Origin of the sequence: Bauldia litoralis (assembly GCF_900104485.1) — a bacterium.
GTDB lineage: Bacteria > Pseudomonadota > Alphaproteobacteria > Rhizobiales > Kaistiaceae > Bauldia > Bauldia litoralis.
This window is the reverse complement of record NZ_FMXQ01000021.1, coordinates 1-9,855: the sequence shown is the minus strand read 5'-3', so window position 1 is coordinate 9,855 and position 9,855 is coordinate 1. Positions and strand designations below refer to the sequence as shown.

Here is a 9,855-nt window from a genome sequence, read left to right as displayed (position 1 = left end):
GAGGGGTTTGCCCTGGACTACCCGATTACCTCTCGAAGGTTGTTCGATCCGGTCGTGGAAAGGATCGAGGATTCGTTTAGCCCTGGTCGCTAGTTGCTCCGCCGACCCAAGAGGTCTCCGGTCCCCAGCCTCTGTGCCCCTTCTTAGACGCGCGGCGAGATCAGGCGGTAGGAACCGGATTAGCTGGTTCAAGTGGGGTCGACTGCCGTCGCGGCGGACGCGGTAGACATCGGTATGGCGCCGCACTGTGCCCGGGGAACGGGCGGCGCGATTCAGCAACACTGCGGGCTTCGAACTGCGGAGCAAGTTTGCGCAGCATCCACAAAGCTGGCCGCCTCGCCTTTGCGGCAAGAACAGCCGTTACGACCCAGACCGTCGGCGCCACCATAAAGCCGAACGCGACAAGGACGATGAAGGAGAGCCTGCCCATCGGCCGAACCTAAGCATTGCACCCAGTCGGTGGCAAATGTCGGCAAACAGCCGCAATACGGACATCGCATCCGTTGCGAACGAAATCGCCTGATGACCCGAAGCAGCCGCCTGCGGATGGACAGCAAAGGTCCGAAGTGGGCGGGAAGCGGTCGTTCGCTGCAATGTGAACGAACGTCGGCAATGCGGGACAAAGTGAGCATTCGCTGTAGGCGCACCAACGTCCGCTTTCAAGAAGAAGCAGGTGTCAGAAACCGTGGGTTTCGGTCAGTGGTTCATAAGTTGTGGAGCTTGGTGCGCCTTTGGATTCAATCTGCGTTACTGCATTATCGCTCCATGCGACGCACAACTAAAAACCATGCCAGCTCTTTGGCCTCTGTCTCTGTCCTGTTTGGATGGATCCTTTTCGTCGGTATTGCCCTCGGTGGCTACGCCTTTTGGGAAAGGCAAAGGTTGGAGGAGCAATTGCTGGACGAAGCAGCAATTCTCCATCGGCAGGCGTCGCAACGCGCCGATCAGCATGATGCGCATCTGACGGCGCTTTCGGCTATTGCCGTCGCGGGCGGACCGGGCAGGCAGGATCTGTTTCTCGATGTTGGGGCCTCGATCCAACGCTTCTACCCCCGGATCAGAGCGATCGACTTGGTTTCCATCTCGGGTGGTGCGGGAGCCACGACCCGGCCGGCACGGGATCCGGAAACCGACCGCATCATCCGCGAGGCAGCGATGGCTTCAACCGGCAAACTGATGCTTCGACCCGGACCCGGGGTCTCCGGAGATTACCTTCTGGTCAAGCGCAGCCCCAATAAAGATGCGGCTCGCTTCGGTCTGTCGCTGGAAGTCGATGCCGGGGCGCTCATAGACTCCGAAAGTCCGTTCTGGAGCCGGCCATCGGTCAGAAGGTCGCTGTGGCTCGGTGACGTCATGTTATCGGGGGCTGTGTCAGGACAGGCTGTCCAGTTCGAGAAGGTGCTGGGCAGCGGATCGCAACCGCTTGTGTTGCGGGCGGCAATTTCTCCTCGAGTTGGCGATCTTCTGACGGTGACAAACGTCGTTTCGCTGGTCGTCGTTGTATCGCTGCTTTACGCGGCCATCCTTGTTGGCATGCGCCAGATCGCCCGTGCACGGTCCGCTGAACGGGCTGCGCGGCTCCATGCTCAGGATGCGAGACTTGCCCACGCTTCGCGTGTCAATGCCCTCGGCGAGATGGCGAGCGGTCTGGCGCATGAGCTGACACAGCCACTGACAGCCATCTTGAGCCAAGTCCAGGCGGGCAGGCTTCTGTCGACGCGGGGCGAGTTTGACAAGCTCAGCCAGATCTTTGGGGATTCCGAGTCTCAGGCCAAACGGGCTGCCGCCATTCTCGACCGGCTGCGCCGGTGGACGACACCCGGTGACATTGCACGCCAAGAGGTATCCGTGAACAGCGCGGTCATGAGCGTCTACGTCATTCTTCGGGCCGAGGCCACGCGGGCCGGTATTGATCTGGAGCATGATCTTGCCCCCGCGCTGCCGCCGGTGCTGGGCGATGGGGTGGAGATTGAACAGGTCATATTCAACTTGGTCCGCAACGCCATGGATGCCGTCGGAAATGCGGACAGGCGGCGGATCACGGTTACGACCCGCGACCTGGGCGACGCAATTGTCCTGACCGTTTCGGATACCGGGCCCGGCGTCTCGGCGGATGTGCGCAACCGGCTTTTTGAACCGTTCGTCACCGATAAATCCGGGGGCACGGGATTGGGGCTGGCCTTGTGCCAGCGGTTGGTCGAACGCATGGGAGGCGAGATCGAATTGGTTGAAGACCCGAGCACAACGCGGTTTCGCGTGACGCTCCCTGCTGGAGGACAGGCGTCGGAGAGCAAACGATGACCTATCCGGTCTATCTTGTGGACGACGATGAAGCTGTGCGCGAGGCGCTGTCACTGCTTCTCGAGACCGTGGGGATGACGGTCAGGGCGTTCTCGTCGCCCGAGAGGTTTCTGGCGCAGGTCGGGACACTTTCACCCGGCTGCCTCATCCTCGATATCCGAATGCGGATGATATCTGGCCTGAAACTTCAGGAGCGGTTGAAAGATGCGGGTGTGACATGGCCGACCGTCATCATCAGCGGGCACGGTGACATCGAGGCCTGCCGCCGGGCATTCCAGAACGGCGCGATAGACTTCCTGAGCAAGCCGGTGGACGAGCAGGATCTGATCGACGCCATTCAGAAAGGCCATGCGGAGCTTGATCAAGCGGAGCGGACAGCGGCGGAGGTGGCGGAGTCACGCAGGCTTGTCGCGCTTCTGACCGAGCGCGAGGCCGAGGTGCTTTCGTTGATTGCCAAGGGCCTGACGGCGCGCCAGATCGCCGACGCTCTCGGCGTTTCCCCGCGAACGGTTGAAAGCCACCGCGCGGCGATAGGTGCGAAAACCGGCACAACATCTGCGGCGGAATTGACGCGGCTGTGGCTTGAAGTCGGGGACTCTCCGTAAATCTACGGACTCGCCGCGCAAGTCTGCGGATACCGCGGTGGTTCGGGCTCAACTAGATGTCATCCATCAGATCAATGGAGGATGACATGATCCGCAAGCTCGTATTGGCCGCTTCGGTCCTCACCCCGCTTTCCGCCGCCGCGCAGGACCTGCCGACCACGGCCTATTTGCCGGTCGACATGGCGGTAACCGCCGCGCGCGCCGCGCTCGACGCTTGCTCCGCCGAAGGGCACAATGTCGCTGTGGCCATCGTTGCGCGCAGCGGCGTGACTTCGGTTCTACTGCGCGCTGACAACGCAGGGCCGCACACCGTGGGCAGCAGCACCGGTAAGGCCTTCACCTCGGCCAGCATGGGCCGCGACTCCGCTGGGCTGGCCGAATTCATCGGTGGCAACCCGCAGAATGACGGGCTGCGCGATATGGACGCGCGTCTGGTGATCCAGGCGGGTGGCTTGCCAATCCGCATTGGCGATGCGCTCGTCGGCGGGATCGGTGTGGGCGGCGCGCCCTCAGGCGATATCGACGCGACCTGTGCCCGTACCGGACTCGATGCCATCGGCGCCAAATGACGCGATTGGTCCGCCGGGCAACCGGCGGGCCGCGCACCGTTGGAGAGACAAGACCATGCGCACATTTTTTCTGTCGCTGTTGCTTTTGACCGGTGCCGCGGCTCAAGCCCAGACGCCCCCGTCATCCAACCAGATCACCAGCTATGAGGGCCTGCACAAGGCGGCTCATGAGGGCGATGTAGACGCCATCCGGACGCTGGTCGCGGCTGGCGCCGATCCCGACAGCCGCGACGGCTCTGGCCGTACCCCGGCCCATATCGCGGCCTTCGCTTCTAACGACGATAGCCTGCGCGCGCTGGCCGCAGCCGGGTCGGACATGAACGCGCTTGAGAATCGGGAATATGACGTACTCACCATTGCGGCCGTTGCCGATGATCCGGAGATGGTCTCGCTGGCGCTCGAACTCGGCAACCAGCCAGATCTCATCACCAGTCCTTACGACGGCACCGCACTGATCGCCGCCGCTCATCTCGGCCATGTCGATGTCGTCCACCGACTGATCGCTGGAGGCGCGCCCCTCGACCACGTCAACAACCTTGGCTGGACCGCGCTGATCGAGGCGGTTGTGCTTGGCGACGGCGGGCCAAACCATATCGAAACCGTCCGCGCTCTCGTCGAAGCGGGCGCTGATATCTTCATCGGCGACAAGGACGGTGTCACGCCTCTCCAACACGCCGAGGCACGCGGGTATTCGGAGATCGCTGCTATAATTCGAGCAATGTAGCAAAATGTCAGGAACCGCACGTGAGGTGGCGGGGAGATAGCCGGGCAGGTGATCAAAAACGGTCGTTCTTGGCGGCGCATAGGTGGTGACCGAAATCGACAGAAAATCCCGTGCGGAATCTTTTGAAAAAACGACAATTGATTTTGTTTCGTTTTTGACGTTTGGCGGAACCGGCCATTCGCTGCGCCCCGTCGAATTGGTAGGCTGGGCTCGGACCTGCCATTCGCTGCGTCTATGAGCAACGGCAACCTTGGGCCGAGAGCTGAGCTCGCGCCTACGTCCGCAGTTGGCGAATAGCAAAAATGCCAACGCCAACAAAATATGGCTGCTCATCAACACAAAGCGGACTCCGACGGATCGGTGCGGTGCCGGCATCCTTTCCGAGAACCAGCCGTCTACAGGAGAGATTTCACTGATCGCGACGCTGGGTGGTCCAGAGCCCACGCCGATCGGTGCGCCTGCTCGATCGCTCGTGTAGGCGTGCGGTTTCGAGCAAGGACGACCAATTCTCCGCTCGGCGACACCAAGTCTTCAGAAGCATCCCGGCTGGACGTCATCTGCCGCCGCTAATCACGTCTCCATCATCCCAGCATTCACCAGGAACGGCGCTGACCCATCGAATGCCGGAGACTATTGCCCGGACCCTTGGTGGCCTTTGGCGGCTGAGGCTGGGAAGGTAGGTGGGCGTCCCCGCCGCCAAGCAGACCTCCAACAGGAACGGCCAGCGTCGCTCAGAATGGCTTCACGGACAGCGCCCCGCCCGTCGCTGCCGCTAGCTGTGCATTCTTCGCCGGACCGTGCGCGCGCCAGAACAAGTCCTTCCCGGTGCTGGATAAACTCGACGCAAGCCGACTGTGCGCTAATCGGAGATAAATTGCTGAACTAAGTCATAGTGTTAGCTACGTACAAACGGCAAACGGTGGTATGCGATTTGTACAGAAGCAACTTGAGTTTGCCGCTATGCAACATGCCGTCGCCTACTACCGCGTATCCACCGCCAGGCAGGGTCGCTCAGGTCTCGGGATCGAGGCGCAGCGGACTGCCGTTGCGCGCTTCGCCGAGGCAGAGGGCTACACCCTCGTCGCCGAGTTCACCGAGGTCGAGACCGGCAAAGGGGCGGACGCCCTGGACCGGCGACCACAGCTGGCAGCCGCACTCGCAGCGGGCAAAGCGGCCAGGTGTCCGGTCATCGTCGCGAGGCTTGATCGTCTCTCCCGTGACGTCGCCTTCATTGCCGGTCTGATGGCGCAGCGTGTGCCCTTCATTGTCGCAGAGCTTGGCGCGGATGCAGATCCGTTCATGCTGCACCTCTATGCAGCCCTTGCCGAGAAGGAGCGGCGGTTGATCTCCGAGAGGACCAAAGCGGCCTTGGCCGCGCGCAAGGCGCAGGGCGCTCGACTGGGCAACCGCAGCAACGTGGCCGAAGCGGCAGCGGCTGGTCGGCGGGTTCAAGTGGAAGAGGCTGCCGCGTTCGCCGCGAACGTCCTGCCGATCATCCAGTCTCTCCAAGCCTCAGGTGTCCGGGACCTGCGCGGTCTCGCTGCGGTGCTGAACAATCGAGGCGTCCGAACCGCGCGCGGCGGCCGATGGCACGTGTCGAACGTCAAAAATCTCGTGGATCGACTTCCATAAAGCGAAGCGGGCATCCTTTTCTAGGCGGGAACAAACGCCTACCTGCCCTCGGTCATGTACTGACGGGGGAGGAGAGCACATCATGACCACTCCAACATCGATCGACGCTCCGCGGCTCTCGCAGCGGCCAACGTGACGATGTCCTCGGTCAGCTGCTCCTCATCGTCTCGGCCGTCGGGTACACGCCGCTGTGTCGAACGATGCTGTCCGAGCACGCGGCACACCCGCCGTTCAGAGAACGAAAGAAACCGAGCGAACATGATCGATGCAGGCGCGGCGGCGCGAAGGGCTCAGAAGTTTCCCGAGGCCGCTTCCCTCAAAATCAGCTTGTCCAGCGTCAGATCGGCAACCGCCTTGCGAAGGCGTTCGTTCTCCTTCTGGAGATCCTTCAACTGACGAAGCTGGTCACGGCTGATCCCGCCATACTGCTTGCGCCACCGATAATAGGTCAGTTCCGAAACGCCGATCTGGCGAATCGCGTCCGCCATCGCCATCCCCTGTCCGCGTAGGACTTCAACCTGCCGAAGCTTTGTGACGATCTCTTCCGGCTTGTGTCGCTTGTTGGCCATCGGGTCCTCCTGTTTGCCAAAAGACATACTTCAGGGTGGACCAATTCAATGGGGGTGGATCAACCCCAGCGACGATGCTTAACCAGAGATTATTTGCAATATTAAAAATTATACTCCCTTACAAACGCGATCATAACGAGCGTTATGTAGGTAGTAATCCAGCGAGGGCTGGATCAAATGAACTATCAACATCAAGAAAAGACAAGTAGCAGAATTTTATTATGCACAGTGATAGCTTTCGGAGGAGCGTTTCTTGCCGACTTGTCGGCGGCCGCTGGTTTTACGCCGCCTGCATTTGGCGCTTTCTGCTTGCAAAACCCGATTGAGTGCAAGCGGAACGGTCCCGTCGCCCGCGCCATCACGCTGACCGTTGAACGCGAGCGTGACATGCGGGAGGTGAACCGTCGGGTCAACGACAACACGCTCCAGCGAACTGATCTCGATATCTACGGGATAGGAGACATCTGGGCGCTCCCCAAGAACAAGACGGGGGATTGCGAGGATCTCGCCCTACTGAAGCGCCATCAACTAATCGCAAAGGGCTGGCCCTCGTCCGTCCTGCTGATGACGGTCGTTCGCAATCGGGAGGGCCTTGGCCACGCGGTTCTCACTGTCGTCACGTCAGACGGCGACTTCATCCTCGACAACGATACATCTGAAATCGTCCGCTCCGAGGCAACCGGCTACCGCTTCTTCAGTCGCCAGTCCGCGTCGGACCCGAAGCGCTGGGTCGCGTTCATACGCGACCGTCCAGAGGCGCTTCCTGTCGCCCTCGCTCCCGGCAATCTGGCCACTGAGGAGGACCGCTCGGTCGCGGCGGTCGCCGAGGCTTGGCGCTCCGTCCTGAACTCCTTCTCAGGCGTGGCCGACCTGCTGGTCGTCGCTGCGCTTCGCGGCGCCCCAGACGATGCGAATCGGAGGTGGCTGTCGCCCACCCCGACCGTGGCGGGCGCCGTCCCGTTGCCGATGCCTCGCCCACTCCAAAGCTGACCACTCAACATCGCTGGAAAGCTTCTCCCCAAACCTATTGGAGGTTCGCATGAAATTTACGCTCGGATTGACCCGGACGCTCACCATTCTCGCTGCGCTCAGCATCTTTTCGCCGACCATAGCGGCGGCCAACAACAGCATCTATGTGCCGCCTCCGAAGCGTTTCGATCATTTTCCGAAGATCCCGGTCAAGGTCATTCGAAACGTCGACACATCCCGCGTCTGCCCCCGCCGTCCTGGCATGCGCGTCGTCGCATGCGCGGTGGTGCACAGAGGGGAATGCTGGATCATGATCACCCACAAGCCCATGACTCAGGCTCAGATGCGACTGACCATGCGCCACGAATATGCGCGTTGCAACGGCTACAAGAGCTGAGCTTGTCACGGCAGTTCGGTGACAGTAGAAACCATGTGGGCACCTTGCCGGAAGCTCGAGCGAACGATGGCCGGTCGTTCGCTCGAGCTATCCCTGTGCCGGCGGCGTGGACGATGACCGGGCGGACTCCTGTTGAGCGAATTCTGCATCCTGCTGGCCGCTCCGAGAAGCGGCACCCAGTTGCTAGGCGCCGGGGTCGGTTCCGGTTTCAATGCTATCTGGCTGCAAGAGATTTTCCATGAACTCTACGGGCGCCCGGGCACTCCCTACGCGGAGATGGATAACCTCTTTGAGCGGAGCAGTTTTTTCAATTTCCGGGCATCGCTGATCGCCAGGGACATTCGCTTCGCCTTTCCCTCGACGGAGATCCAGAGAGAGATCTTCGCCCGGTACCTCGATCATCTGAGGTCCCTTGCCGGCGGCGCCCACATACTGATCGACGTAAAATACAACTCCTGGCACCACCTGAACGACTATTGGGCCAATGCCGATGATTGTCCCCTTCTAGCAAAGATCGTGATGGACCATCGCATTTCGGTGGTTCACGTCACGAGACGGAACCTGTTCAGCCAATATTGCTCCATCATGATGGCGAGGCAGACCGGGGTCTGGCACGCATCCCACGAACTGCCCGCGCCGATCGCGCTGACCATCAATCCGCAGGATTGCGCAAACCTGATGGACAAGATGGAGCGGCGGGTTAGGACGTTCGAGGATTGGTTTTCCGGCTATCCGATGGCGCAGTTGGCCTATGAGGACATTATCGCCAACGGTGAGTTCACACCGGTCGTGAAGAACACTTTCGGCTCGGTTTTCGGGGATGGGCCAGTCGCGCCGCTCCAGATCCAGTACAGGAAAATCCTGCCGTCCCTGCCGGACGTAATTGCCAACGGAAGCGAACTCCTGAGGTACTTCAACGATACGCCTTACTCGGAAATGGTCTCTGACGCGTTAACCGGTGATCGACGGTAGCCTGCAATCCGGCAAGAGTCGGGTCGCGACACGGGTCCAGCGCGTGGCCGCGCGAGAGGAAACTGGCGTCCACGAGCGCATGTCCGGTGGTGAAAAGGACGGATCGACCGGGTAGACCGCGATCGCGACCACAACATTGACTGCGCGGCAGCCCCGAACAGGCCGGGCGACCTTGGGCTCCCTGGTCGCAGCCGGTCAACTCAAGAATAATTCTCCGCGATGAAGCTGAGGGTGTCGGCATGGAGGGGGACCTCGGCGCATTTACCGATCTTCCCGGTGCGGCAGGCGCTAAGAAAGGCCTTGATGGTCGGCGCCGTCAAGAGCCCGTTCGCCCCACCGTCGTAGAAACCCGCGGACTTGAGCATCAGCTGGGCAAGATATACCGCCGCATTCTTGTTCGTATAGAAGACCTCCCGAATGGCTCGCGGCCGGTCACCCTGATTGAGGTCGATGAACAATTCGCCGATCGCGCGGAACCCTGGCTGGCCCCGGGCACCCTCGACCAGCATCGTCTGAAAACGGACGCCGTTTGGATCGCCGACGGCCGCGTAACGCTTGAGCATCTCGTTGGCCTTGAGGTCACTCGGCTGGACCATGCCGTTCCCACCTCCGCGAAGATAAATGCGGATGAGTTCGACCATTGAGTCAGGATCGCCGGTCTCGGCGCCGTCGAGAAGAACTTTTAACCCTTTCTGAGCGTCCGGATTGGCGCCGGCGAGACCGTCGAGATAAATTCGCGCGATGGAAATGCGCGCCTGTCGGTTTCCTGCAGCGACCGCCTGCTCGAGATAGGCCACCGCTTTTCCGGCATCGGCTGCGATCCCGCCGCCGCCGGTCACGTAGAAGCGCCCGAGTTCACCGGCCACCGCTGCGACATTGCCATCCGGAATCTGAGCCTCGAGCACCGCGGATCCCGCCGGAACGTCCTGCGGAAGCCCTTCGCCCCTCAGCAGCGCCTGACCGAGCACGATGCCCGAATAACTGTTGCCAGCCGCGATCGCCTGGTCGAGATAGGCCCGCGCCTTCCCGGCATCGGCATCCACCCCGCCGCCGCCGGCCAGATAGAAGCGTCCGAGTTCACCGGCGGCCGCCGCGACATTGCCATCCGGGATTTGCG

At 61.3% G+C, this 9,855-nt stretch carries 9 protein-coding genes and 1 pseudogene; 8 read left to right on the top strand and 2 right to left on the bottom strand.

All coding sequences use genetic code 11. The features are described from left to right. Positions 1 to 522: 522 nt before the first annotated feature. The 5 genes from BLT60_RS23710 to BLT60_RS23690 all read left to right on the top strand — a co-directional run bounded on the left by BLT60_RS23710 (position 523) and on the right by BLT60_RS23690 (position 5,831). On the top strand, positions 523 to 2,301 hold the full coding sequence (locus BLT60_RS23710; protein ID WP_090881354.1) for a sensor histidine kinase: 1,779 nt from the start codon (positions 523 to 525) through the stop codon (positions 2,299 to 2,301). Continuing rightward, positions 2,298 to 2,906 carry a response regulator transcription factor gene (locus tag BLT60_RS23705; RefSeq protein WP_090881351.1) on the top strand — a complete coding sequence of 203 codons (609 nt, stop codon included), beginning with the start codon at positions 2,298 to 2,300 and terminating at the stop codon, positions 2,904 to 2,906. The genes BLT60_RS23710 and BLT60_RS23705 overlap by 4 nt, the downstream gene beginning before the upstream one ends. 86 nt (positions 2,907 to 2,992) lie before the next feature. Then, a complete protein-coding gene (locus BLT60_RS23700) occupies positions 2,993 to 3,475 on the top strand; it encodes a GlcG/HbpS family heme-binding protein (RefSeq protein ID WP_090881357.1) in 483 nt (160 codons plus the stop codon). After that, positions 3,456 to 4,199 (top strand): ankyrin repeat domain-containing protein, encoded by a 744-nt coding sequence (locus BLT60_RS23695; RefSeq protein WP_244521425.1) that lies wholly within the window; start codon positions 3,456 to 3,458, stop codon positions 4,197 to 4,199. Before BLT60_RS23700 ends, BLT60_RS23695 begins: the two co-directional genes overlap by 20 nt. A 924-nt stretch (positions 4,200 to 5,123) precedes the next feature. Next, the gene (locus tag BLT60_RS23690) at positions 5,124 to 5,831 is read left to right on the top strand and encodes a recombinase family protein (RefSeq protein WP_244521424.1); all 708 of its coding nucleotides are present in this window, start codon (positions 5,124 to 5,126) and stop codon (positions 5,829 to 5,831) included. A 125-nt stretch (positions 5,832 to 5,956) separates the two neighbouring features. On the opposite strand, the pseudogene BLT60_RS23685 reads toward BLT60_RS23690, so the two are convergent. Continuing rightward, positions 5,957 to 6,400 (bottom strand): annotated as a pseudogene (locus BLT60_RS23685) (transposase); the annotation flags it as partial. A 177-nt stretch (positions 6,401 to 6,577) separates the two neighbouring features. Here BLT60_RS23685 and BLT60_RS23680 point away from each other — a divergent pair. From BLT60_RS23680 to BLT60_RS23670, 3 genes are all read left to right on the top strand, one after another. Further along, entirely contained in the window at positions 6,578 to 7,390 is an 813-nt protein-coding gene (locus BLT60_RS23680; RefSeq protein WP_090881342.1) for a transglutaminase-like cysteine peptidase, read from the top strand. A 49-nt stretch (positions 7,391 to 7,439) separates the two neighbouring features. Next, the gene (locus BLT60_RS23675; protein ID WP_090881340.1) at positions 7,440 to 7,766 is read left to right on the top strand and encodes a hypothetical protein; all 327 of its coding nucleotides are present in this window, start codon (positions 7,440 to 7,442) and stop codon (positions 7,764 to 7,766) included. Positions 7,767 to 7,898: 132 nt separating this feature from the next. Beyond that, positions 7,899 to 8,738 (top strand): hypothetical protein, encoded by an 840-nt coding sequence (locus BLT60_RS23670; protein ID WP_090881337.1) that lies wholly within the window; start codon positions 7,899 to 7,901, stop codon positions 8,736 to 8,738. A 200-nt stretch (positions 8,739 to 8,938) separates the two neighbouring features. Here the strand turns inward: BLT60_RS23670 and BLT60_RS23665 are convergent, their stop codons facing one another. After that, positions 8,939 to 9,781 carry a tetratricopeptide repeat protein gene (locus BLT60_RS23665; RefSeq protein ID WP_139167954.1) on the bottom strand — a complete coding sequence of 281 codons (843 nt, stop codon included), beginning with the start codon at positions 9,779 to 9,781 and terminating at the stop codon, positions 8,939 to 8,941. Between the last annotated feature and the right edge of the window lie 74 nt (positions 9,782 to 9,855).